Here is a 24,033-nt window from a genome sequence, read left to right as displayed (position 1 = left end):
GAGCGGGGCCTGTGGACAACCCGCACGCGTGCTCTGCTGTTCTGCTGGACTTCAGGCATGCGCGCGACGCCCTACCTCGCCACCCTGACCGCGCTGCTGCTCGCTGCGGCTGGGTGCGAGACGACTCCCGACAGCGGCCCGACCAGGGGGTCGGGGCCCGACCGCAACGCCCAGACTGCCGACGTCACGGGGGTGTCCCCTCCGGGTGCGTCCCCCGCGGACGACCTGGCCACCGGATCGGCCACGCCGAGCGCCACAGAGCCCGCCGTGGAGCCGCCCGACGGTCCCGTCGCGGAGACCGTGTGGCGGACCGAGGAGGTGGCGCCCGTCTCCACCCCCGAGGTGATCGGCGGGACGCTGGTGCTCTACACCGTGTCCGACGAGGAGCTGTCGATCACGGGCCTCGATCCTGCGGACGGATCCGTGCTGTGGACACACCCGGCCACCCCGTCCCAGTCGGTGGGCGGGGTGAACCTGGCGGTCTCCGACGTCGCCGGGTCTGTCGTCCACCTGGCGCCCGTCGAGGGTCGCTACCGGGGCGAGGCCCCTGCCGTCGTGGTGCTGCGCGACCCGCGGACCGGTGCGGAGCTGCAGCGATCCACGGATCCGCTGAGCCACGGCGCGCTGCCCGGCCCCTGCCGGACCGACGACCAGAGGGTCTGCGCCCGGATCCGGGTGGACGGCCTCTGGACGGAGTTGGGGCTCATGGGAGACGGCAGCTTCTCGCAGGTGCCAGCGAGCGCCGCGACGGGATGGTCCGGCATCGGCCCGCTGGGGCTCAGCAGGCGCGGGAACGAGGGGACGGAGCTGGCCAGGGTGCGCGACGGTGAGGTGCTCTGGCAGGCGGACACCGAGGCCCTGTTCGCGCCCGACCACTCGACGAACAGTGGCTGGGCCTTCCAGGCCTTCGCCGACGACGCGCTGCTCGTCGGATCGGTCGGCACCCGCAGCCGGGTCGGGTCCTTCCGGATCGCGTGGGACCTGCCGGCCTACCGGACGGTCGGCATCGACTCGGCAACCGGGGAGCGGCGCTGGCTCGCCGAACGCACCTCGGCGTTCTGCGACACCGACGTCACGGGGGCGGACGAGGACCCCCTCCTCGCCTGCGTCTGGCACTCCGGCGAGCGGGTGACGGTGCAGGGCGAGTCGACGTTCCACGACCTGGACGTCGACCTGGTCAGGCTCGACCCCTCGTCCGGCGAGGCGCTGTGGACGGTGCCGCTCCCGGAGCCGGTCTGGGACGACGGTCAGGTGCCGCCCGTGCTGCGGCCCGTGGACGACGGTCACGTGTCGGTGGAGACGGTGGACGGCCCGGTCGTCATCGACGTGGAGTCGGGCCGGGCACGACCTGGCGGGCCCTCCGATGTCGTGTGGGTCGAGGAGGACCCGTACCACGTCGTCGCCGTCCCCGGCTCGCGCGAGGACGAGTCCCGGGTCACCGGCACCGGCCGGTTCGTCCCGCGCGACGCTGCGGGTGCCCGCGCAGGGGCGGTGCCATGGCCACTCCCACCGACCGTCACCACGGAGGTGGAGGACCCCGCGGTGCAGGTCGTGACGGACCGGCGCGGCCTCACGGCATACGGGCGGCCCTGAGCGCCACGGCGCCGCCGCGCCCGACCCGCCCGCCACATTCCCCCTACCGTGGGGTGTATGTCGATCACCTGGGCGCAAGCCCTGAGCTGGCGGTTGGGCCGGCAGTATCTGCTGCCCCCGGGAGGATCCGAGGTTTCCGTCGAGGACGTCGTGGAGCGGCTGGGGGCCGTGCCGGCCTGGTCCGGCGACCCGGAGTTCGCCGTGCGGGCGCGCCGGAATCGCGCCGAGGAGGGCGAGGTCGAGGCGGCGGTCGCGGACGGACGACTGGTGCGCGTCTTCGCCTTTCGCGGCGCCACCCACCTGATGACCCCGGGGATGGCCGCCTCCCACCTGGCGCTGCGGGCGTCCGGGCGGATGTGGGAGCGCACGAGCTGGCACGACTTCTACGACCTGACCCCGGCGGACTGGCCACCGCTGCGCGCCGCGGTCCGGGAGGCCGTGGCCGACGGGCCGCTCACCCTCGAGGAGTTGGGCGCCGCGGTGGCCGCCAGCCCGCGCTACCGGCACCTGCGGGAGCACCTCTCCGTGGCCGGCACCTTCCTCAAGCCGTTCTTCTGGCAGGGCGATCTCTGCTTCGCCGCCTCCCGGGACGGGCGGGCCACGGTGCAGGGGCTGGCCGCCAACCCGCGGTGGCCCGGTCTCCCCGACCTGGATGACGCCGGGCGGCACGCAGTGACCAGCTACCTCTCGGCATACGGCCCGGCGACCCCCGACCGGGTCCACTACTGGCTGGGCGAGGGGCTCGGCGCCGGACGCAAGCGGATCCGGGCATGGCTCGCGGACCTGGCGGACCAGCTGACCGAGGTCGAGATCGAGGGTGCGTCCACGCTGGTCCCGACCCCGCTCGCCGAAGACCTCGCGGCGGCGGAGCCGACCGACCAGGTCCGCCTGCTGACCGGCCACGACCAGTGGGTGCTCGGCCCGGGCACCGCGGACGCCGCCGTCGTGCCGCCGGGCCTACGGCCGGCCGTGACCCGTGGTGCCCACCTGGTGACGATGGGCGGCATCGTCTCCGGGACCTGGAAGGTCACCGGGAGCGACCTCACCGCCACCTGCTCGGAGGGCGTCGAACCGGGCCACTCGCTGGCCGAGGAGGTGCGCCGGGTGGGCCGGTTCCTGGGCCGGCCGCTCGAGCTCCGGCGAGCCGACGGCTGAGCTCAGCGGTTCGCGATCCCGTCCGGCGCGCAGACGAAGTGCGCCACCAGTGCGGTCCAGCCCGTCTGGTGCGAGGCTCCCAACCCGGCACCGGTGTCCCCGTCGAAGTACTCGCTGAAGGTGGGGTGGGCATCCCACAGGGCACCGGCGGGGTGGTGCCGCGGGGTGCCCGGCCGCCGCCCGTCCGGCCCGGGCCGGAACAGCCCGACGAGACGCTGCTCGATCCGGCGTGCCGCCTCGACCATCCCGACCCGTTCGGTCCCCCCTGTCGGGAACGGCACGTCCACCCCGGCACCGGCACCCCGGCCGTAGCTGCGCAGCGCGTCGGTGAGCAGGGCGTTGACCGGCAGCCAGACCGGTCCCCGCCAGTTCGAGTTGCCGCCGAACATCCCCGAGTCCGACTCCGCCGGCACATACTGCAACGACAGCTCCTTGCCCTGCAGCTCCACGGTGAGGCCGTCCCGGTGCGCGGCCGACAGGGACCGGATGCCGTGCGGCGAGAGGAACTCCTCCTCGTCCAGGAGCCGGCGCAGCAGCGCGTCGAGCTGGTCGCGGGACACCATCGACAGGGTCCGGACGCTGTGCCCCTGCCTCGTGGTGTGCAGCAGGGCGTCCGCGAGCTCGGGCCGGCGCTGCGTCCACCCCTGGAAGAAGTCGGTGAGGTCCGGCAGTTCCGTCGCCACCCAGTCCGGCACGATCGCGACACCCGTGAGCGGCAGCAGCCCTACCATCGAGCGCACCGGCATCCGGTAGGCCCGCCCGTCCTCGGTGGCCAACACGTCGTGGAAGAACTCGTCCTCGGGGTCCCAGAGGGTGTCATGCCCGGCCCCGAAGTCCTCCATGGTCTCCGAGATCGCCAGGAAGTGGACCAGGAACTTGGTGGCGACCTCGTCCCAGGCAGGATTGCGCCGGGCCAGCTCGATCGCCATCCGGGTCATCCGCAGGCAGAAGCCGCCCATCCATGCCGTGGCGTCGGCCTGCTCCAGCCGCTGCCCGCTGGGCAGCCGGTCGGAGCGGTCGAACAGGCCCACGTTGTCCATCCCGAGGAAACCACCCTCGAACAGGTTGGACCCGTCCGCGTCCTTCCGGTTCACCCACCACGGGAAATTGAGCAGCATCTTGAGCACGACGCGCTCCAGGAAGGTCTGGTCCCGGCAACCGTCGATCGCATAGACCTGCCAGGCGGCCCACGGGTGCACCGGTGGGTTCACGTCGCCGAAGTTCCACTCGTAGGCGGGCAGCTGGCCGTTGGGGTGCATCGCCCACTCCCGGCACATCAGCAGCAGTTGGGACTTGGCGAAGGCGGGGTCGACATGGGCCAGTGCGACACAGTGGAAGGCCAGGTCCCAGGTGGCGAACCAGGGGTACTCCCACTCGTCGGGCATCGAGATGACCTCGGCCAGGTTCAGGTGTTGCCAGTGCACGTTGCGGCCGGTGTGCCGATCCGACCGCTCGGGCGGGGGCGGCGGCTGCCCCGGGTCACCCGCCAGCCAGCGAGGGATGTCGTAGCGGTAGAGCTGCTTGCCCCACTGCAGACCGGCGAACGCCCGGCGGGCGATGAGCGCGTCCTCCGGGGAGGTCGCCTCCGGCAGCACCGCGGCGTAGAACTCCTCGGTCTCCGCACGCCGCTGCTCCAGCACCTCGGCGAAGCCCTGCTCCCCCTCGGGGTCGGCACCCAGCACGGTCAGCCGCAGCCGCACCGTGACCGAGTCCCCGGCCGCGACCTGGGCGAACCGCCACCACAGCGCGACCTTGCTGCCGGTCTGCGCCGGATTGCAGGCGTCGGCCTGGCCGTGCACGATCGCCCGGTCCACCGAGTCCTTCGGGTATGCCGTGTGGCCGGCGGGCACGGCGTCCGCACCGTAGAGGTCGGCGAGGTTGGTCTCGTTCTCGCAGAAGAGCAGGTCGGGGTCGCCCTCGGCGGTGAGACGCACGGTGCCGAGCTCGGGGTGCTCGGCCTGCACCACGGCATACCCCTCCCGGTGCGGTCCCACCCGGATGACCGGTCGGGTGACGTCGTCTCCCCAGCCCCAGGTGTTGCGGAACCACAGGTGCGGCACCAGGTCAAGGGGCGCGGGGTCGGGTCCGTGGTTGGTCGCGGTGATCTCGACGAGAACGTCGTCCGGGGAGGCCTTGGCGTGCGTCACCTCGATGTCGAAGAAGCGGTCGTCCTCGAGGACGCCGGTGTCGGCGAGTTCGTACTCCTCGTCCGTGAAGCCGCGGGCGGCGTTGGTGGCGACCAGGTCGGCGTAGGGGAAGGCGGCCTGGGGGTAGCGGTAGAGCCAGCGGGCGTAACTGTGCGTGGGTGTCCCCTCCAGCGCCCACCAGTACTCCTTGACGTCCTCCCCGTGGTTGCCCTGCGGGTTGGTGAGCCCGAACAGCCGCTCCTTGAGGCGGTCGTCCTGCCCGTTCCAGACCGCCAGCCCCAGGTTGAGGTAGCCGTCCAGGTCGCACAGCCCGGCCAGCCCGTCCTCCCCCCAGCGGTAGGCGCGCCGGTGGGCATGGTCGAACGGGAAGTAGCCCCAGGCGTCGCCGTCCGCGGAGTAGTCCTCCCGCACGGTGCCCCACTGGCGCCCGGACACATAGGGCCCCCACCGCCGCCACGGAGCCTTCGGGTCCTCGGACTCGGCGAGTCGCTGCTGTTCGGCGTTCACGCACGCCAGACTGTCACGACCGGACGGCGATCCACAGGAAGAGGGAACGATGACTGCAGCGGACGCGGGACAGCCGACGGGCCCGACGGCCGGAGGGACGCGGCGGTCCGGTGGTGCCGCCCGGCCGTGGCAGATCGCCACCGTCGTGCTCCTGATCGGCTGCGCGGTGCTGGCCTACCTGGTGTGGAGTCAGCGGGCGTCCTCCGACGAGCTCGGGGAGACCGCGGAGAGCAGCGCCCGGGCGGCGTGCACCCTGGTCGGCCAGGTGCCGGAGGACGGCTTCGACATGACGACTGAGCCCAACTTCCCGGAGATCAGCCGGTTGGCCGCGGCCGAGGGGCTGGCCTTCCTGGCCAAGGAGCAGGACGCGCAGCACCAGGACCTGTACGAGTCGGTCGCCGAGCCGCGTCAGGTCAGCAGCAGCATGTTCTCCGCCGACACACCGGAGTTCACCGAGGCCCTGGCCCGCGCGAACGACGCGTGCGCGGACCTCACCGACTGACCGCGGGGGCGCCCGCCAGGTGCGGGTGGTGCGCCTCGACCACGTCCGGGTGGGCCCGCAGCCGGCTCTTCAACGCGTTCTCGCCGTAGACGCCCCGGATCGGGTTGCTGTCGTCCAGGGTGACGCCGGGTGCCTCGGCGGCGAGCTCGGCAGGCAGGTCCAGCCTGGGGAAGACGGCATCGAGGGCGGGGTTGTGGAAGTAGGGCACCGAGATCCGGTCGGTGCCCGGCTCGGGGGCCAGCACCCGGTGGTTGGTGGCCTTGAGGTAGCCGTCGGTGGCCCACTCGAGCATCTCGCCGATGTTGACGATCAGGGCGCCGTCGACCGGCGGAGCGTCCATCGGCTGCCCGTGCCGCTCGACCTGCAACCCGCGCTTGCCCGGCTCGACCAGCAGCAGGGTGAGCACGCCGGAGTCGTTGTGCCAGCCGACACCCTGGGCGGTGCCGCCCTCGACCCGGCCCGGGTAGCGCACGATCTTGGTGAGCGTCGCGGGGGCCTCGGCGAAGGTGGCGTCGAAGACGTCGCGGGGCTGCCCCAGGGACTCGGCCCACTCCGCGAGCAGTCGGGTGGAGACCTCGGCGAGGGTCGCGTTCCACTCCTCCACCGTCTCCCGCACCTGCGGCAACGCGCTCGGCCACAGGTTGGGGCCCTGCAGGATCCAGTAGTCCGGCACGTCCGGTCCGGCGGGCACCGCGGGTCGCTCTGGGCCGATGTCGATCTGCTCCCGCCAGTCGACCGTGCCCTGCGTGCGTTCCCCGCCCACCCGGGTGTAGCCGCGGAAGTGCGGGCTGGTGACGTTCTCGATCTCCAGCTTGTCGGCCTCCGGGAGCGCGAAGAACTCGCGGGAGACGGCGAGGATCCGCTCGGTCAGGGCCGGGTCGATGCCGTGGCCGACGAGGTAGAAGAACCCGTAGTCGTGCGTGGCCTCACGCAGCCGGTCCCGGAACTGCCCGGCGGTCGCGGGGTCCGCGGCCAGCCGCAGGTCCAGGACCGGCAGGCTGTCGGTCGCGAGGACCGCAGCGTCCGGGTCACTGCTGGGCAGGGGATGCAGCGATTCAGTCACAGAGTTACCCTACCCATCACCTGACGTTAGGGACGGGCAGGGTGTTTCAGACCGCGAACTCCCCCAGCACGCCGTGCAGGTCCTCCGCCACCTTGGCGTGCACCCGGGTGCCCTCGGGGGTGTGCTGCTCGGCCAGCACGTCTCCCTCCGCGTGGATCCGGCTCACCAGGTCGCCGCGGTCGTAGGGCAGCAGCACCTCGACCCGCAGTTCCGGGCGCGGCAGTTCCTCCTCGATCACGCGCAACAACTCCGGTATGCCGAGACCCGTGCGGGCGGAGACGACCACCGCACCCGGGTGGTTGCGCTGCAGCGCGGCCAGCACGTCCGGATCGGCCAGGTCGGCCTTGTTGACCGCGATGACCTCGGTGATGTCCGTGGCGTCCACCTCGGCCAGCACCTCGCGCACCGCACTGATCTGACCCTCCGGGTCCGGGTGCGAGCCATCCACGACGTGCAGCAGCACGTCGGCGTCCGCGGCCTCCTCCAGGGTGGAGCGGAACGCCTCGACCAGTTGGTGCGGCAGGGCCCGGACGAACCCGACCGTGTCGGCGAGGGTGTAGGCCCTGCCGTCGGAGGTCTCGGCCCGGCGCACCGTCGGGTCCAGCGTCGCGAACAGCTGGTTCTGCACGAGCACGCCCGCTCCGGTCAGCCGGTTGAGCAGCGAGGACTTGCCGGCGTTGGTGTAGCCGACGATGGCCACGGACGGGACGTTGCCGGCCCGGCGCGAGGACCGCTTGGTGTCCCGGGACGACTTCATCCCCCGGATGTCGCGACGCAGCTTGGCGATCCGGGTGTTGATCCGGCGCCGGTCCAGCTCGATCTTGGTCTCACCGGGACCACGCGACCCGATGCCCTCACCGCCGGCGACCCGGCCACCGGCCTGCCGGGACATCGAGTCACCCCACCCACGCAGTCGCGGCAGGAGGTACTGCAGCTGGGCCAGCTCGACCTGCGCCCGGCCCTCCCGCGACTTGGCGTGCTGGGCGAAGATGTCCAGGATCAGCGCGGTGCGGTCGATCACCTTGACCTTGACGACGTCCTCCAGGGCGCGCCGCTGTGACGGGCCGAGCTCGCCGTCGCAGATGACGGTGTCGGCGCCCTCGGCGATCACGATGTCGCGCAGCTCCTGGGCCTTGCCCGACCCGACGTAGGTCGCCGGGTCCGGCTTGTCGCGCCGCTGGATCAGGCCGTCGAGCACCTGGGAGCCGGCCGTCTCGGCCAGGGCCGCGAGCTCACGCAGCGAGTTCTCGGCGTCCTGCGCGGTCCCCTCGGTCCACAGCCCCGCCAGCACGACCCGCTCGAGCCGCAACTGGCGGTACTCGACCTCGGTGACGTCCTCAAGTTCGGTCGACAGGCCAGCGACCCTGCGCAGCGCGTCGCGCTCCTCGCGGTCGAACTGGTCGCCGTCGGTCTCCCACCCCGCGCCCGGGCGGTCCAGCAGGTCGGTGTCCTCGGTCAGCGCGGCCGCACGGCGGTCCAGGACGGATTGGCGGCGCATCGTGGTGTCTTCGTTCGTCATGTTCTCCTCAGGGTCTCACTGGTCAACGCCGCGAACCAGTGATTTCGTCCCTACACTCGGTACGCGATGGGCACCGACCACTACTTCACTGCCGAGCCGGCCTCCCCCGGCGAGCTGCGCCACCACACCGTGACCCTGGCCGGACGCGAGGTCTCCGTGCACACTGCCGGCGGCATCTTCTCCCCCGACGGCATCGACAAGGGCACGGCGGTGCTCCTCAAGGACGCGCCGGCGCCCCCGCCGCAGGGCACGTTCCTGGACCTGGGGTGTGGCTGGGGCCCGATGGCCCTCACCCTGGCGCTCCGGTCGCCTGCCGCCACGGTGTATGCCGTCGACGTCAACCAGCGCGCGCTCGACCTGGTGCGCCGCAACGCCGCCGCGCTCGACCTGGCCGGCGTGCACGTGGCCTCGCCCGAGGAGATCCCGGAGGGCCTCACCTTCGACCTCATCTGGTCCAACCCGCCGATCCGGGTGGGCAAGGCGGTGCTGCACGACCTGCTGCTCCGGTGGCTGCCCCGTCTCGCACCCGGCGGGGAGGCCTGGCTGGTGGTGCAGAAGAACCTGGGGGCCGACTCGCTGCAGGCCTGGCTGGGGCGGGAGTTGCCGGGGGCGTATGCCGTGTCCCGCGCCGGGAGTTCTAAGGGATTCCGGCTGCTGCGGGTCGTGGCACCGGGCGTCACCGAGGGCTGATCTCGGCGGCACGCACGACCGTGAGCGCCCGGTCGAGCAGGTCCGGGGCGTCGTGGTCCAACCACACGATCCGCGGGTCGGGGCCGAACCACGCCTCCTGTCGCCGGGCGAACCGTCGGGTCGCCCGCACCGTGTCCTCCTGCGCCTCCTGCTCGGTCAGCTCCCCGTCGAGCTGGCGCAGCGCCTGGGAGTAGCCGAGGGCCCGTGAGGCCGTCCGCCCCTCCCGGAGCCCGAGCCGGTCCAGTGCCGCGACCTCGGCGACCATGCCTGCCTCCCACATGCGGGACACCCGGGTCGCGATGCGCTGGTCGAGCACCGGCCGCGGTGCGCGCAGCCCGAGGACGACCGTGGGGTCGACGAACTCCCGGCGGGGCAGCGAGGCACTGAACGGGCGACCGGTCAGCTCGATCACCTCCAGCGCCCGCACGATGCGCCGGGCGTTGCGGGGCTCGATCCGCGCCGCGGCGACGGGATCGCGGTCGGACAGCTCGGCATACAGGGCGCCCACCCCGCGCTCCGCGAGCTCCTCCTCCCACCGGGACCGCGTCGCGGGGTCCGTCGGCGGGATGTCGAGGTGGTCCAGCAGCGCCCGGACGTAGAGCCCCGACCCTCCGACGACGACGGGCCGGCGTCCCCGGGCCCGGATCGCCGCGAGGTCCGCCCTCGCCTCGCGCTGGTAGGTGGCCACGCTGGCCTCCTGCGTCACCTCCAGCACGTCCAACTGGTGGTGGGCGATCCCGCGGCGCTCGGCCACCGAGAGCTTGGCCGTGCCGATGTCCATGCCCCGATAGAGCTGGGAGGCGTCGGCGTTGATCACCTCCCCGTCGAGCCGTGCGGCCAGGTCCAGACCCAGGTCGGACTTGCCCGTGGCCGTCGCCCCCACCACGGCCACGACCGGGGCCGGCTGCGCAGTCCCGGGGACGGCGTACGAGGGTTCGGCCACGGCACGAGTCTGCCAGCAGGACACCGCGGTCTGAACTGACTGTCCCCAAGCCGACCCTGGACAGGCACCGGACGGGAGGGCCAGACTGTGCGGCAACGCCGGTGGCCCGCCGGCGGGTCCCGTGAATCCAGGAGCCTCCCATGACCGTCCCTCCCGAGCAGAATCCTCCCCCGAACGATCCCCAGCGCTACGGCCAGCAGGGCCCGCCCCAGTACGGCCAGTCGCCGCAGCAACCTCCCTCGCAGGGCGGGGCCCCGCAGGGACAGTCCCCGTACGGGCAGCAGAACCAGCCGCCGCAAGGCAGCGGCCCCGGCAACGTCAATGTCAACGTCACCCAGCAGGTGGGGACGCAGTCCGCCGACCAGGCCAAGGGATTCCTGATGGCGCTGCTGGACTGGCGCTTCCACACCCTGGTCACCCCCAAGATCGTCAGCTGGATCTACCTGGCCTGCATCGTCGTAGCGGTGCTCACCTGGCTCGGTTGGATCGTCACTGGCTTCGCCGGTGACTACCCGATCATCGGGGTCCTGGCGCTGCTGTTCGGCTGGGTTCTCGCGCTGATCTGGCTCGCGTTCGTGCGGATGACCCTCGAGGTCTACTTCGCGCTGGTCCGGATGTCCGACGACGTGCACCGCACCTTCGCGGCACGCCCCGGCGGCGGGCAGCAGCAGGGCTACGGCCCCCAGCCCTGACCACGACATACTGGGTCGCATGCCGCGTGAGCCCATCGAAGTCCATGTCGTCGCCGACTCCACGGGGGACACCGCCGCCCGGGTCGCACGGGCCGCGGCCGCCCAGTACGCCAGCTACGACGTCCGGATCGTGCGCCACCCCCGGATCGCCTCTGCCGCCGGGTTGGAGCACGTCATCGGGCACCTCGACTCGGCGCGGGGCAGGCTGGCGGTGTACTCCACGATCGTGGACGAGTCGCTGCGCCGCCGCGTCGCCGAGTTGTGCGGGGCCCGGCAGATCCCGCACGCCGACCTGTTGGACTCCGCACTGAGCGCGCTCCAGCAGGCGACCGGTGCCGCGCCGGAGCGGGTCGCGGCCCGGCCGGTCGGGGTCGGCGAGGACTACTTCAAGCGGATCCACGCCATGGAGTTCGCCCTGGCCAACGACGACGGGCGGCTCACCAACCCGATCCAGCAGGCGGACATCGTCCTGGTCGGGGTGTCCCGCACCGGCAAGACCCCCCTGTCGATGTACCTGGGCTACCTGGGCTATAAGACCGCCAACATCCCCCTGGTGGCCGGGATCGCCCCGCCGGACCAACTCTTCGAGGCAGACCGGTGGAAGATCGTCGGGCTGACGATCGACCCGCAGCGGCTGCAGACCATCCGCGAGAAGCGGGTGCGGGCCCTGGGCAGCCGCAAGCACGGTGCCGACGGCTACACCGAGCTGGTCAAGATCTATGAGGAGCTCGACGAGGTGAACGACATCCAGCGCCGCCTCGGCTGCCCCATCATCGACACCACGGAGCTGGCCCTGGAGGAAGCCGCCGGGCGGGTGCTGGAGGTCCTGGAACGCCGCCGCGAGGCCGCCCTCGGGTAGCACGCCGGCACTGCCGGTCCCCGGGCGGCGCGGGCTCTGCGGGGGCAGTAGGCTCAACACCCAGATCCCCGGGCCGACGCGTCCGGGTGGCACGAGGATGTGACCGGGACGTGACCAGCGAGGAGACGCCATGAGCGCCAGCGAGACCACCTCCACCCGCTACCTGTACGACCTGTCCGACGGCGACGCGTCGATGAAGGCGCTGCTCGGGGGCAAGGGAGCCAATGTCGCGGAGATGCTGCGGCTGGGGGTCCCCGTCCCCGACGGGTTCACCGTGACAACCGCCGCCTGCATCGAGGCCATGAACCGGGGCGGCGAATGGCCCGAGTCGCTGTGGGACGACACCCTGGAGGCCCTGGGCCGCCTGGAGGAGCGCACCGGCCGGACCCTGGGGTCGGGCGAGAAGCCCCTGTTGGTCTCGGTCCGCTCCGGCGCGGTCGTCTCGATGCCCGGGATGATGGACACCATCCTGAACCTGGGGATCGGCGACGAGTCGGTCGAGGCGCTGGGCGCGGAGGCGGAGAACCCCCGCTTCGCCTGGGACTCCTACCGCCGGTTCATCCAGATGTATGGCGAGGTGGTCGAGGGGGTGCCGGCCCACGCCTACGAGGACGCCCTCACCCGGATGAAGCGGATCCGTGAGGTCGAGCAGGACACCGACCTGACCGTCGAGGACCTCAAGGAGCTGGTCGACCAGTTCAAGGAGGTGTCCCGCGAGCACATGGGTGCCGAGTTCCCGACCGACCCCCGCGACCAACTGCGTCGGTCCATCGAGGCGGTCTTCCGCAGCTGGCAGAACCCCCGCGCCGGGATCTACCGCAAGGCGAACGGCATACCGGATGACCTGGGGACCGCCGTCAACGTGATGCAGATGGTCTTCGGCAACCGCGGCGACACCTCGGCCACCGGCGTGTGCTTCACCCGCAACCCCTCCACCGGCGCCAAGGAGCTCTACGGCGAGTTCCTGGTGAACGCGCAGGGTGAGGACGTGGTGGCCGGGATCCGGACCCCGCGTCCGTTGGGGGAGATGGAGTCGGTGCTCCCGGAGGCCTACGGGCAACTGCTCGACACGATGAACCGGCTTGAGGGCCACTACGGCGACATGCAGGACATCGAGTTCACCGTCGAGGAGGGCACCCTCTATCTGCTGCAGACCCGCAACGGCAAGCGCACCGCGCCCGCCGCGTTCAAGGTGGCGCGCGACCTCGTCGAGGAGGGCGTGATCACCCAGGAGCAGGCGCTGCACCGGATCGAGCCCGCCCAGCTGGACCAGCTGCTGCACCCTGCGATCGACCCCGAGCACGGGCAGACCCCGATCACCAAGGGGCTGAACGCCTCCCCCGGCGCGGCCGTCGGCGAGGTCGTCTTCGACTCCGACACCGCCGAGCAGCGGGGCAAGGCCGGCGACGCCGTGGTCCTGGTGCGCTGGGAGACGACGCCCGACGACATCGGCGGGACGATCATGGCGCAGGGCGTGCTGACCGCCCACGGCGGGATGACCTCGCACGCCGCGGTCGTGGCCCGCGGGATGGGCAAGCCCTGCGTCGCCGGCGCGTCCGCCCTGAAGATCGACGCCACCGGCAAGAAGGTCACCATCGGGGACACCGTCCTCCGCGAGGGCGACACCATCACCCTCGACGGGTCCACCGGCGAGGTCTTCCTCGGCGCCCTGGAGCTGGTGCCGCCGCAGATCAACGAGGACTTCCAGGCGGTGGTCGGCTGGGCCGATGAGGTGCGCCGGCTGAACGTGCGGGCCAACGCCGACACCGGGGAGGACGCGGCCCGGGCCCGCGAGTTCGGCGCCCAGGGCATCGGCCTGTGCCGCACCGAGCACATGTTCATGGCCGAGGACCGGCTGCCGGCGGTGCGCCGGATGATCCTGGCCGGCGACGAGGAGGAGCGCGCGGCCGCCCTGGAGACCATCCTGCCGATGCAGCAGGAGGACTTCGAGGCCATCTTCGAGGCGATGTCCGGGCTGCCGGTCACCATCCGGCTGCTCGACCCGCCGCTGCACGAGTTCCTCCCCGACCTGGTGGAGCAGGCCCTGCTGGTGCAGCGACTGGAGCTGCAGGGCGGCAGCGAGGCCGAGCTGCGGGAGGCCCGGGTCCTGCTGGGGCAGGTCAAGAAGCTCACCGAGATGAACCCGATGCTCGGCACCCGCGGGGTGCGCCTGGCGCTGCTCTACCCCGAGATCCCCCAGATGCAGGTGCGGGCCATCGCCCGGGCCGCGTTCGCCGTGGCCGAGCGCGGCGGCGAGCCGATCGTGGAGATCATGGTGCCCCTCGTGGCGTATGCCGAGGAGCTGCGCCGGATGCGCGAGCTGATCGATGAGACGCTCGCCGCAGAATTCGAGGAGGCGGGCAAGGAGTTCCCCTACACCGTCGGGACCATGATCGAGTTGCCGCGGGCCGCGGTCGTCGCCGACCAGATCGCCGAGCACGCGGACTTCTTCAGCTTCGGCACCAACGACCTGACCCAGACCGGGATCGGCATCTCCCGGGACGACGCGGAGGGCAGCTTCCTGGCCGCCTACGTCGACGACGACGTCGTCCCCAGCAACCCGTTCGCCTCGATCGACGCCGACGGTGTCGGCGGCCTGGTGCAGATCGGCACCGAGCGGGGCCGTCAGACCAAGTCCGACCTCAAGGTCGGCGTGTGTGGCGAGCACGGCGGCGATCCGGCGTCCATCTCGCTGTTCGAGTCGATCGGGCTGGACTACGTCTCCTGTTCACCGTTCCGGGTGCCCATCGCCCGGTTCTCCGCCGCACGCGCCGTGCTGGACGGGACGTCCGACTGACCACCGGTGTGCCTGGCGGTCCGGGTCCTGGGCCCGAGCCGGTGGCGTGGGCCGACTCACTCACCGCACTCGGCGGCTTCTTCCCCTGGCAGGTGTCGACCGAGGGCCTGGTGCCCCTGCAGCAGGCCCTCGCCCTCCCCGACCTGCAGGACCGCTTCGACCAGGTCCGTGCGGCGCTGGCCGGGCACGCCCCACCGGGGGGCGAGGTGGACCCGCGGATCGCGGTGTCCGCCGTCCAGGTCGGGCTGGTCTCGCGGTTGTGGTCGGTCGCGCTGGCGTCGGCGCTCGTGCACCGCTGGGTCCCGGACCTGTCCACCGCGGTGCTGCGGATCGCCCCGGAGCACGCCAGCCCCGTCACTCTCGCCTCGACCGACCCCTCGGCCGGTCACCCGGTGGTCGGACCGGCGGACACCGCTCGGGCCCTCGGCGAGCTGGTGCTGGAGGCAGCGATCACCGACGTCGACCGCGCCTGCTCGGAGCTGGGACGCACCTCGGGCCAGGTGATGGTCAGCAACACCGCGTCGGCCCTGGTGAACAGCGGCCGCATGCTGGTGCGGCAACGTCCCGACGTCGCGGCGGCCACCCAGGAGGTCGTGAGCACCCTGCTGCGCGACCCCCGGCTGGCCCGCGGCGGTGCCTCCGTCGAACCGACCCCGGGGAAGCCCTCCGAAGTCACCTTCCGGCGCCGCGGCTGCTGCCTCTACTACCGCCTCCCGGGCCATGGGCTGTGCCCCGACTGTGTCCTGGTCCGGCCCGGCCGCCCCGCCGGGGACGACCACTGACCGCCGGCCTCCCGCAGCGGTGCGGATCGGCATACGTCCACCCCTCGGCTTAGGCGGACCTAACCCTGCTGCCCTACGATGCTCCCGTGTCGAAGAAGGGCAAGTCGAAGGCCAAGAAGGGGCCGAAGAAGAAGTGCTGCGTCAGCAAGCCGCAGTGCCGTCGCTGCCCCCTGCGCATGCTGGCCGAAGGCACGCTCCCCGACGGCTACAGGGTCAAGCACCGCAAGCTCGTCAAGGTCGACGGCACGAAGGGGAAGAAAGGCAAGAAGGGCAAGAAACTCCAGCCCGCTGCCTGATCCTGGCGCACTGGGTCAGCGGGGGCGGACGGAGCCGGAGCGCTGCTCCTCGTCGTAGCTGTAGACCTCCTCGCCACCGACCCAGACGCGCAGGGCACGCGAGCGTAGGTCGAGCGGGTCGCCGGACCAGAGGACCACGTCGGCGTCCTTGCCGACCGCGAGGGAGCCGACCCGGTCGGCCACCCCCATCACCTCGGCCGGGTTGAGCGTCACCGCCCGCAGCCCGGCCTCGGGGTCCATGCCCTCCTTGACCGCGAGCGCCACCTGGGTGATCAGGTGGTCGATGGGGACCACCGGGTGGTCGGTGATGATGGAGACCTTCACGCCGGCGCGGTCCAGGATGCCGGGGGCGGCCAGCGACCGCTCCCGCACCTCCACCTTGGAGCGGCTCACGATGAGCGGCCCGTAGAGCACGGGCACGCCCTTCTCCGCGACCAGGTCGGCCAGCAGGTAGCTCTCGGTGCCGTGGTCCAGCACCAGCTCGTAGCCGAACTCCTCGGCGATCCGGATGGCGGTGGCGATGTCGTCGGCCCGGTGGCAGTGCTGCCGCCACGGGATCTCCCGGTTCAGCACCTGCACCAGCGCCTGGTTCACCAGGTGGCCCTCGGGCGTCTCACCCTCGCTGCCGGCCTTCTCGGCCTTGGCGATGTAGTTGCGCGCCTCGGTGAAGGCCTTGCGCAGCACCAGGGCGACCCCCAACCGGGTCGAGGGGGTCTTCTTCTGGTCCCCGTAGACCCGCTTCGGGTTCTCCCCCAGCGCGGCCTTCAGCCCGGACGGGCTGCGCAGCACCATCTCGTCGACGTAGCGGCCGTAGGTCTTCAGGGCGACGGTGAGCCCGCCGATCGGATTGCCCGACCCCGGGTTGACGTTCACGGTGGTGATGCCGCCGGCGAGGGCGTCGTCGAAGCCCCGCTCGCGCGGGTTGATGGCGTCCAGCGCGCGGGCCGCGGCCATGACGGGGTCGGTCATCTCGTTGGTGTCCTGACCGGCCCAGCCCTCGCCCTCCTCCCACACCCCCAGGTGCACGTGCGCGTCGATCAGCCCCGGCAGCACCCAGCGCCCTGCAGCGTCCACCTCGGTCGCGCCCTCCGGGACGGCGACCTCGGGACCCAGCGCCGCGATCTTTCCGTCCTCGAGGACGACGGTCCCGCTGAACGGGTCCCCGTCGATCGGGACGACGTGGGCGTTGCTGATGGCCAGGGTCATGGGTTCCTCCCGTGGGCGGCGGATCGGGTGTGCCGCAGCCTGCGCGGCCCGTCCACCCTACGACCCGCTCCGGGCCGCTCCGCCCCCGGGTCGGGGCCTGACCTCGCGCTTTGCTCTCCATCGTCAGCGCAGCGAGATGTGATTGAAACCTCATCGCTACGCCCAAGAAATACTCCCGAAACCCTTGTGCACCCCAGAAGTGACCTGTGAGTATTGGGAACACTGTGCTGAGCCACGACGTTGGCACCCACAGGCCGAGTTAACGGACACAGCGCGGTGCCCGACCCCACGATCGCTGTGGTGACCGGCAGCATTGCGCCTGCCCCACCACACCTAGCACGCCCGCCGCACGCGCAGCCGCACGCCGGCCCCCAGAACGTCCCCACCGCACACGAGTCCCGAGCCGGGACGGACACGAGTCCGACCGCCGGGTGAACCACGAGGAGTACCACAGATGGATTGGCGCAGCCGCGCTGCTTGCTTGGACGAGGACCCCGAGCTGTTCTTCCCGATCGGCAACACCGGGCCTGCCCTGCAGCAGATCGAGGACGCCAAGGCGGTGTGCCGCCGGTGTTCGGTCATGGACACCTGCCTGAAGTGGGCGCTGGAGACCGGCCAGGACGCTGGTGTGTGGGGCGGACTGTCCGAGGACGAGCGTCGCGCCCTGAAGCGCCGCAAGGCCCGCGCCCGTCGCGCCGGCTGAGGACCACTCGCCGGCACCCTCGCAGGCCCCGCATTGCCCGGGCGCAGCCACACCTCCCTGACGTCAGTCGGTCCGGCCCACGGACGGCTCGACCCTCCCGGGTGCTGCCGGCACCGGCCGCAGCCGGACCACGAACCGGGCCGCAGTCCCGTGTGGCTGCACGCTCTCCCACCGGATCTCGCCGCGCAGGTCGGCGATGAGCGCCTCCACGATCTGCATCCCCAGCCCGGTCCTGGCCGGTTCCCGGCCGCCCTCCAGCCCTTTCCCGTCGTCGGCGACGGTGACCTCCAGGAGGTCGTCCTGGTCCGTGCGGTGCTCCCGCCGGGCGGTGACCCGGACCGTGCCCGAGGCGAACCCGCCGGGCTCGGTGCTGAAGCCGTGTTCGACGGCGTTGTGGACCAGCTCGGCGAGCACCGTGGCCAGGGGCGTGGCGTCCTCGGCCCGGAGCCGGCCGAAGGAGCCCGTATGCAGCGCGCTCACCCGGGTGCCCCGTGCCGCCACCTCCACCGTCGCCCGGGCGACCCGGACGGCGATCTCGTCGAAGACGAGGGTCTCGTCGAACCCCTGGCTCAGCGTGTCGTGCACCAGCGCCACCGTGGTCAGCCGGCGACCGGCCTCCTGGAGCGCCGCCTTGGCCGCGGGGTCCTCCATCCGGCGCGACTGCAGTCGCAGCAGCGCCGCCACGGTCTGCAGGTTGTTTTTCACCCGGTGGTGGATCTCCCGGATGGTGGCGTCCTTGGTCAGCAACTCGCGTTCCCTGCGCCGCAGCTCGCTGACGTCGCGCATCAGCAGCAGCGCACCCACCCGGGCACCGTCGGCATACAGCGGGACCGACCGGAGCGTGAGGTTCAACCCCCGGGTCTCGATCTCGGTCCCCCAGGGGGCGCGACCGGTCAGGACCAGCGGCATCGTCTCGTCCACCGCGGTCCCGGGAGGCATCCGGACCGTGACGATCTCGGACAGGTCGGCGCCGTTGACCTGCTCGGTGTGCCCGAGGCGGCGCAGCGCTGACACAGCGTTGGGGCTGGCGTACTCGATCAGCCCGTCCGCATCCAGCCGCAACACCCCGTCCCCGACCCTGGGGGTGCCCCGGCCGACGCCGGTCGGCGATCCCTCCGCCGGGAAGGTCCCCTGGCTCACCATCCGCAGCAGCGCCTGCGCCGTCTGCAGGTAGTTCACCTCCAGGCCGCCCTGGGCCCGCATCGCCTGCAGGTCCGTGTGCCGCACCAGCACCGCGATGCAGCGCCCGGCGCGCACCACCGGGACGTACTGCTCACGCACGTAGCCGACCTCGTCGGGCAGCGCGATGCTCGCGGAGTTCCGGGCCTGCTCCAGCCGGCCCCGCCGCCGGTCGTCGGCGACCGTGCCGACCACGTCGTCGTGGTAGAAGTTCGGTCCTGTCGACGGCCTGGCGTGGGAGGCCAGCACCCAGTCAGCCGGGTCCTGTCCCGCGTCCTGTCCTCCGGTCGACACCCACAGGGTGAGGTCGGAGAAGGACAGGTCGGCCACCATCTGCCAGTCACCCGCCAGCCGGTGCAACCACTCGGCATCCGCCCGGGGCAGCGCGGCTCGCTCGGTGAGGACGTCACGCAGGGTTGGCATGCGGGCAGGGTACCCGCGGGCCCGCCGACGCCGGGGCGCCGGCCCTCAGCCGGAGGAGCCCTGGCGGACCAGACCGCGCAGCGTGCGCAACGCCACGGACAGTGGCGCCAGGCCCGGGCGCTCGAGGCCGCCGATGGTGCGGAGCACCTGGGACGTCCTGGCCAGCGACTCGCGGTTGCTCTCCGCCCACCGGTCGATCCGGGCCTGGGCATCGTCGCCCTCGTCGTCCGTGCTGACCACCAGCGTCCGGGCCAGGGCCCGCAGCACGCCATACATGTCGTCGCGCACGGCACCGCGGGCCAGGGAGTCCCAACGGTCCTCCCGCTCCAGGTGGGAGATGTGGGTGAGCAGGATGTCGATGCGGAACCGCTCGGAGACCGCGAAGTACATCGCCGCCATCTCCTCCACGGGGCGCTCGGCGTCCTCGGCGAGCTCCACGACGTCCAGCAGCGAGAAGGAGTCCAGCAGCGACGCGTACCGCTCGGCAAGCTCCTCGGGGATACCCGCCTCGACTGCGGTGTCCCGCTGCCGGGTCCACCGCTCCCGCTCGACGCCCTGCAGCAGGGTGCCGATCTGCGGGGTGAGCGAGGACACGGGCCCGGCGAACCGCTCGATCTCCGAGGGCATCCCGGACGTCAACGACTGGTTGTTCAGGAACCAGCGCACGCTCCGGTCCAGCAACCGGCGGAACTCCAGGTAGAGCTCGGTCTGGGTGGCCGTCGGGACCTGGTTGTCCAGCGCCTCCACCGCCTCGACGAAGTCGGCGAGCCCGAACACCTCGCGGCACACCACGAACGCGCGGGCCACCTGCACCAACGTGGCGCCCGTCTCCTCCGCCGCACGGAAGGCGAAGGTGATCCCGCCCCGGTTGACCATCGCGTTGGCCAGGTCGTTGACGATGATCTCCCGGCGCAGCGGGTGCTCGGCGAGCCGGTCGCCGAACCGCTCCTGCAGCGCGGTCGGGAAGTAGCCGGTGAGGGTGTCGTTGAAGTACGGGTCGTCGGGGAACTCGGACTCGATCAGGGCGTCCTTCAGCGCGAGCTTGGAGTACGCCACCAGCACGGAGAACTCCGGGCTGCTCAGGCCCTCGCCGGCCTCCTCCCGCTCCGCGAGGGTCGGCGGAGTCCGGCAGGAACTCCAGCTCGCGGTCCAGCCCGGCCCGGTCGGCCAGGTGGGTCATCAGCCGCTCGTGCACGGGCGCCATGACGCTGCCCTGGTGCCGGGAGTTGCCGATCAGGACGTTCTGCTCGTAGTTGTGCCGCAGCACCCGCTCGGCGACCTCGTCGGTCATCGAGGCCAGCAGCTCGTCCCTGGCCGGCAGGTCCAGTACGTCCTCCTGGACCAGCGGGCTCAGGGCGATCTTGATGTTCACCTCGTGGTCGGAGGTGTCGACACCGGCGGAGTTGTCGATCGCGTCGGTGTTGACGTGCACACCGGCCCGTGCCGCCTCGATCCGGCCGCGCTGGCTCAGGCCGAGGTTGCCGCCCTCACCCACGACCCGCACGCGCAGGTCGCCACCGTTGATCCGGATGGCGTCGTTGGCACGGTCACCGATCTCGGCGGCCGTCTCCTGCGAGGACTTCACGTAGGTGCCGATGCCGCCGTTCCACAACAGGTCCACCGGGGCCCGGAGGATGGCACTGAGCAACTCGGCGGGCATGAGAGCACTGACCTCCTCGTCGAGTCCCAGCACCTCCCGCACCTGCGGGCTGACCGGCACCGACTTGGCGCTGCGCGGGTAGACACCGCCACCCTCGCTGATGAGCGACTCGTCGTAGTCCTCCCAGCTGGAGCGGGGCAGGTCGAAGATCCGCCGCCGCTCGGCATACGAGGTGGCGGCGTCGGGGTCGGGGTCCAGGAACACGTGCCGGTGGTCGAACGCGGCGACCAGCCGGATGTGCTCGGACAGCAGCATGCCGTTGCCGAAGACATCGCCGCTCATGTCGCCGACGCCGACGACGGTGAAGTCCTCGGTCTGGGTGTCCAGGCCCAGCTCACGGAAGTGCCGCTTGACCGACTCCCACGCCCCGCGGGCGGTGATGCCCATCCCCTTGTGGTCGTAGCCGGCCGACCCGCCGGAGGCGAACGCGTCGTCGAGCCAGAAGCCGTACTCGCGCGCCACCCCGTTGGCGATGTCGCTGAACTTGGCGGTGCCCTTGTCCGCGGCCACCACCAAGTAGGAGTCGTCCTCGTCGTGGCGGACGACGCGTTCGGGCGGCACGATCTCCCCGCCCACCCGGTTGTCGGTGACGTCCAGCAGGCCCTTGATGAAGATCTGGTATGCCGCAACCCCCTCGGCCTGCCAGGCCTCCCGGTCCTGGGTGGGGTCGGGCAGTTGCTTGGCGAAGAAGCCGCCCTTGGACCCGGTCGGCACGATGACCGCGTTCTTGACCATCTGCGCCTTGACCAGGCCGAGGATCTCGGTGCGGAAGTCCTCCCGCCGGTCGCTCCAGCGCAGCCCGCCGCGGGCGACCGCGCCGAACCGCAGGTGCACCCCCTCGACCCGGGGGGCGTAGACCCAGATCTCGAACGCGGGCCGGGGCTCGGGCAGCAGGTCGATCTGGCGCGGGGCCAGCTTCAGCGACACGTGCGGCTTGGGGTCGCCGTCCGGCAGCGCCTGGTAGTAGTTGGTCCGCAGCGTGCCGTGCAGCACCGCCAGCAGCCCCCGCAGCGTGCGGTCTTGGTCCAGGCTGCTGACGCCGTCGAGCGCCGCAACGATCTCGGCGTCGAGGCGCTCGCAGTCGGCCTCCCGGTCACCCTCCCGGTCCGGGTCGAACCGGGCGCCGAAGAGATCGACGATCTGGGCGGCGATTCCCGGGTTGTCGACCAGAGCCTCCTCCAGGTACTCCAGGGAGTTGGCCCCCACCTGGCGCAGGTAGCGCACCAGGGTGCGCAGGATGACGACCTCACGCCAGGTGAGCCCGGCAGTGAGCACCAGGGAGTTCAGCGAGTCGCTCTCGGCCCGGTTGTTCCAGACGGCGGCGAAGACGTCCTCGAAGGCCGAGGCGACGTCCTGCGGGTCCTTGCCCTCCGGCGCCCACACCTCCTCGCTGTCGGCGACCATCCCGAAGTCGTAGATGTGGGTCGTCGTCCCGTCCCGGGACTCCAGGTCGTAGGGCCGTTCGTCGGTGACGTGGACACCCAGGTGGGTGAAGATCGGCAGCACGTCGGTCAAGGAGGTCTCGGCGTTGCGGTAGACCTTGAGCCGCCGGACCCCCGGCTCGTGCCCGTCCTCGGCGTAGACGTGCAGCGGCAGGCGCACCTCGCCCGACTCCAGTTGGTGGACGAACCCGAGGTCCCGGAACCCGGTCTCGGCGTCGAAGTCCTCCTTGTAGGCCTCTGGGATGCCGGAGGCGTAGCGCGCCAGCACCTCCCCGGTGGTCTCGGCGTCCCCGTAGTGGTCGTCGACCACATGGGCCAGCCGCTCGGTCCAGGTCCGCGTCGCCTCGATCAGCTTGTCCTGCAGCGGCTCGACGTCGATGTCGGGGATGGAGTCGCCCCGCGGCATCCGCAACGTGTAGTGGATCTGGGCGAGCTTGGACTCCCCCACCCGGGTCGTGTAGTCGACGGACTCCGCGCCGTAGGCCTCGCGCAGCAACTCCTCCATCCGCAACCGCACCGAGGTGTTGAACCGGTCCCGCGGCAGGTACACCAGCGCCGTGACGAAGCGCCCGAACTCGTCCTTGCGCAGGAACAGCCGGGTCCCGGCCCGCTCCTGCAGGTGCAGCACCTCGTGGGCGGTCTCGGCCAGCTGCTCGGGGTCGGCCTGGAACAGCTCGTCGCGCGGGTAGTTCTCCAGCACCCCCATGAGGTCCTTGCCGGAGTGGCTGTCCGGCGCGTAGCCGCTCTCCTCCAGGATGCGCTTGACCTTGCCGCCGATGACCGGCAGCCGGGTGACGGAATCGGCATACGCGCTCTGGGTGAACAGGCCCAGGAAGCGACGCTCGGCGACCACGTTGCCCTGCTCGTCGAAGGTGCGCACCCCGACGTAGTCCAGGTAGACCGGCCGGTGCACCGTCGCCCGCGAGTTGGCCTTCGTGATCGTCAGCAGCCGTGGCTCCCGGGCGGTGGCTCGCGCCTCGGGCCGCAACCGGCTCACCGTGCCGGTGTCCTCCCCGGAGTCCCGCAGGATCCCCAGCCCGGTGCCCGGCACGGAGATGAGCACCTCCTCGTCGTCCATCATCTCCAGGGCGTACTCGCGGTAGCCGAGGAAGGTGAAGTGGTTGTCCTCCAGCCAGCGCAGGAACTCCAGGGTCGGCTCGACCGTCCCCTGGTCCACTGTCGTGGGGACGTTCTGCTCCAGGTCCTCGATAACGTCCCGCACCGCGGCGCGCATGTCGGCCCAGTCCTCACACGCCCGCCGCACGTCGACGAGCACCGCGCGCAGCCGCTCCGCCAGCTCCTCGCGCCCGTCCTCCTCGGGGATCCGGTCGATCTCCAGGTGCATCCAGGACTCCAGGCGCTCACCCTCGTCGGGCTCGGCGTCCTGCTCCAGCACGGCCCCGGAGCCGTCGCTGCCCACGACCACCTGCGGGTGGATGAGCAGGTGCACGTCCAGGCCGCGCTGCTGCAGTTCCCCCAGCACCGAGTCGACCAGGAAGGGCATGTCGTCGGTGCAGATCTGCACGATGGTGTAGCGGCTGGTCCAGCCGTCCTCGTCCTGCGAGGGGTTGAGCACCCGGACCGCGGCCTCCCCCTCCGGCCGGGCGGCCGACAACCCCCGGACCCCCTCGACGATCGCCTCCCGCACCTCCGGGTCCCGCTCCAGCAGGTCCTGGTGGGCAACGTGGAGGTAGAACCGCTGCAACAACGTGTCGTCGGACATCACTGGTGATCGCTCTCCTGACGGTACGAAGCCTCTCGGGCACGGCGGTGTGCCCGAGAGCGAGCCTAGCGCCGATCACGACGTGGGGAAGGCCGGGGTGTGACCCCCGGTTGACCGTAGGGTGACGGGTATGTTGACCGTAGGGTGACGGG

General features: G+C 71.7%; 17 protein-coding genes and 1 pseudogene. 10 read left to right on the top strand and 8 right to left on the bottom strand.

From position 1 onward, the window contains the following. Positions 1-57: 57 nt before the first annotated feature. On the top strand, positions 58-1,593 hold the full coding sequence (locus AC1QRC_RS08205; protein WP_484206282.1) for an outer membrane protein assembly factor BamB family protein: 1,536 nt from the start codon (positions 58-60) through the stop codon (positions 1,591-1,593). A gap of 57 nt (positions 1,594-1,650) precedes the next feature. Next, positions 1,651-2,748, top strand: coding sequence for a DNA glycosylase AlkZ-like family protein (locus tag AC1QRC_RS08200; protein ID WP_484206281.1), 1,098 nt, complete (start codon positions 1,651-1,653; stop codon positions 2,746-2,748). 2 nt (positions 2,749-2,750) lie between these two features. Here the strand turns inward: AC1QRC_RS08200 and AC1QRC_RS08195 are convergent, their stop codons facing one another. Beyond that, entirely contained in the window at positions 2,751-5,402 is a 2,652-nt protein-coding gene (locus tag AC1QRC_RS08195; RefSeq protein WP_484206280.1) for an MGH1-like glycoside hydrolase domain-containing protein, read from the bottom strand. Between the two features lie 49 nt (positions 5,403-5,451). On the opposite strand from AC1QRC_RS08195, the gene AC1QRC_RS08190 reads away from it, so the two are divergent. Next, positions 5,452-5,904 (top strand): hypothetical protein, encoded by a 453-nt coding sequence (locus AC1QRC_RS08190; protein ID WP_484206279.1) that lies wholly within the window; start codon positions 5,452-5,454, stop codon positions 5,902-5,904. Here AC1QRC_RS08190 and AC1QRC_RS08185 read toward each other — a convergent pair. Continuing rightward, positions 5,894-6,967 (bottom strand): isopenicillin N synthase family dioxygenase, encoded by a 1,074-nt coding sequence (locus AC1QRC_RS08185; RefSeq protein ID WP_484206278.1) that lies wholly within the window; start codon positions 6,965-6,967, stop codon positions 5,894-5,896. The genes AC1QRC_RS08190 and AC1QRC_RS08185 overlap by 11 nt on opposite strands. Before the next feature lie 46 nt (positions 6,968-7,013). Further along, on the bottom strand, positions 7,014-8,486 hold the full coding sequence (hflX, locus tag AC1QRC_RS08180) for a GTPase HflX (RefSeq protein WP_484206277.1): 1,473 nt from the start codon (positions 8,484-8,486) through the stop codon (positions 7,014-7,016). 66 nt (positions 8,487-8,552) lie between these two features. On the opposite strand from hflX, the gene AC1QRC_RS08175 reads away from it, so the two are divergent. Beyond that, entirely contained in the window at positions 8,553-9,176 is a 624-nt protein-coding gene (locus tag AC1QRC_RS08175) for a class I SAM-dependent methyltransferase (protein ID WP_484206276.1), read from the top strand. Here AC1QRC_RS08175 and miaA read toward each other — a convergent pair. Beyond that, the gene (gene miaA / locus AC1QRC_RS08170; RefSeq protein ID WP_484206275.1) at positions 9,163-10,119 is read right to left on the bottom strand and encodes a tRNA (adenosine(37)-N6)-dimethylallyltransferase MiaA; all 957 of its coding nucleotides are present in this window, start codon (positions 10,117-10,119) and stop codon (positions 9,163-9,165) included. The genes AC1QRC_RS08175 and miaA overlap by 14 nt on opposite strands. Before the next feature lie 140 nt (positions 10,120-10,259). Between miaA and AC1QRC_RS08165 the strand changes: the two genes are divergently transcribed. The 5 genes from AC1QRC_RS08165 (at position 10,260) to AC1QRC_RS08145 (ending at position 15,545) form a co-directional block, all read left to right on the top strand. Further along, positions 10,260-10,811: a DUF4282 domain-containing protein gene (locus tag AC1QRC_RS08165; RefSeq protein WP_484206274.1), complete on the top strand. Its 552-nt coding sequence runs from the start codon at positions 10,260-10,262 to the stop codon at positions 10,809-10,811. Between the two features lie 19 nt (positions 10,812-10,830). Continuing rightward, positions 10,831-11,670, top strand: a complete 840-nt coding sequence (locus tag AC1QRC_RS08160) for a pyruvate, water dikinase regulatory protein (RefSeq protein ID WP_484206273.1) — start codon at positions 10,831-10,833, stop codon at positions 11,668-11,670. Positions 11,671-11,800: 130 nt separating this feature from the next. Next, positions 11,801-14,467, top strand: coding sequence for a pyruvate, phosphate dikinase (ppdK, locus tag AC1QRC_RS08155; RefSeq protein WP_484206272.1), 2,667 nt, complete (start codon positions 11,801-11,803; stop codon positions 14,465-14,467). Positions 14,468-14,508: 41 nt separating this feature from the next. Next, positions 14,509-15,249, top strand: coding sequence for a (2Fe-2S)-binding protein (locus AC1QRC_RS08150; protein ID WP_484206271.1), 741 nt, complete (start codon positions 14,509-14,511; stop codon positions 15,247-15,249). A gap of 86 nt (positions 15,250-15,335) precedes the next feature. Beyond that, complete coding sequence (locus tag AC1QRC_RS08145) at positions 15,336-15,545, top strand: hypothetical protein (RefSeq protein WP_484206270.1); 210 nt, start codon at positions 15,336-15,338, stop codon at positions 15,543-15,545. Between the two features lie 15 nt (positions 15,546-15,560). On the opposite strand, the gene AC1QRC_RS08140 is transcribed toward AC1QRC_RS08145, so the two are convergent. Then, entirely contained in the window at positions 15,561-16,751 is a 1,191-nt protein-coding gene (locus AC1QRC_RS08140; protein WP_484206269.1) for an amidohydrolase, read from the bottom strand. 454 nt (positions 16,752-17,205) lie between these two features. On the opposite strand from AC1QRC_RS08140, the gene AC1QRC_RS08135 reads away from it, so the two are divergent. Next, positions 17,206-17,454, top strand: coding sequence for a WhiB family transcriptional regulator (locus AC1QRC_RS08135; RefSeq protein WP_484206268.1), 249 nt, complete (start codon positions 17,206-17,208; stop codon positions 17,452-17,454). A gap of 63 nt (positions 17,455-17,517) precedes the next feature. On the opposite strand, the gene AC1QRC_RS08130 is transcribed toward AC1QRC_RS08135, so the two are convergent. From AC1QRC_RS08130 to AC1QRC_RS08120, 3 genes and pseudogenes are all read right to left on the bottom strand, one after another. Continuing rightward, positions 17,518-19,056, bottom strand: coding sequence for a sensor histidine kinase (locus AC1QRC_RS08130; protein WP_484206267.1), 1,539 nt, complete (start codon positions 19,054-19,056; stop codon positions 17,518-17,520). A 45-nt stretch (positions 19,057-19,101) separates the two neighbouring features. After that, positions 19,102-20,112, bottom strand: coding sequence for a hypothetical protein (locus AC1QRC_RS08125; protein ID WP_484206596.1), 1,011 nt, complete (start codon positions 20,110-20,112; stop codon positions 19,102-19,104). Positions 20,113-20,344: 232 nt separating this feature from the next. Then, positions 20,345-23,881, bottom strand: a pseudogene (locus tag AC1QRC_RS08120) (NAD-glutamate dehydrogenase); the annotation flags it as partial. Positions 23,882-24,033: the final 152 nt, after the last annotated feature.

The organism is Ornithinicoccus sp., from assembly GCF_057176825.1.
This window is presented reverse-complemented; position numbering and strand designations above follow the sequence as displayed.

Excerpts from the sequence above, each read along its gene's own strand:
- AC1QRC_RS08205 (WP_484206282.1), top strand. The coding sequence starts at position 58 with ATGCGCGCGACGCCCTACCTCGCCACCCTGACCGCGCTGCTGCTCGCT.
- AC1QRC_RS08200 (WP_484206281.1), top strand. The coding sequence starts at position 1,651 with ATGTCGATCACCTGGGCGCAAGCCCTGAGCTGGCGGTTGGGCCGGCAG.
- AC1QRC_RS08190 (WP_484206279.1), top strand. The coding sequence starts at position 5,452 with ATGACTGCAGCGGACGCGGGACAGCCGACGGGCCCGACGGCCGGAGGG.
- hflX (WP_484206277.1), bottom strand. The coding sequence starts at position 8,486 with ATGACGAACGAAGACACCACGATGCGCCGCCAATCCGTCCTGGACCGC.
- AC1QRC_RS08175 (WP_484206276.1), top strand. The coding sequence starts at position 8,553 with ATGGGCACCGACCACTACTTCACTGCCGAGCCGGCCTCCCCCGGCGAG.
- AC1QRC_RS08165 (WP_484206274.1), top strand. The coding sequence starts at position 10,260 with ATGACCGTCCCTCCCGAGCAGAATCCTCCCCCGAACGATCCCCAGCGC.
- AC1QRC_RS08160 (WP_484206273.1), top strand. The coding sequence starts at position 10,831 with ATGCCGCGTGAGCCCATCGAAGTCCATGTCGTCGCCGACTCCACGGGG.
- ppdK (WP_484206272.1), top strand. The coding sequence starts at position 11,801 with ATGAGCGCCAGCGAGACCACCTCCACCCGCTACCTGTACGACCTGTCC.
- AC1QRC_RS08140 (WP_484206269.1), bottom strand. The coding sequence starts at position 16,751 with ATGACCCTGGCCATCAGCAACGCCCACGTCGTCCCGATCGACGGGGAC.
- AC1QRC_RS08135 (WP_484206268.1), top strand. The coding sequence starts at position 17,206 with ATGGATTGGCGCAGCCGCGCTGCTTGCTTGGACGAGGACCCCGAGCTG.
- AC1QRC_RS08130 (WP_484206267.1), bottom strand. The coding sequence starts at position 19,056 with ATGCCAACCCTGCGTGACGTCCTCACCGAGCGAGCCGCGCTGCCCCGG.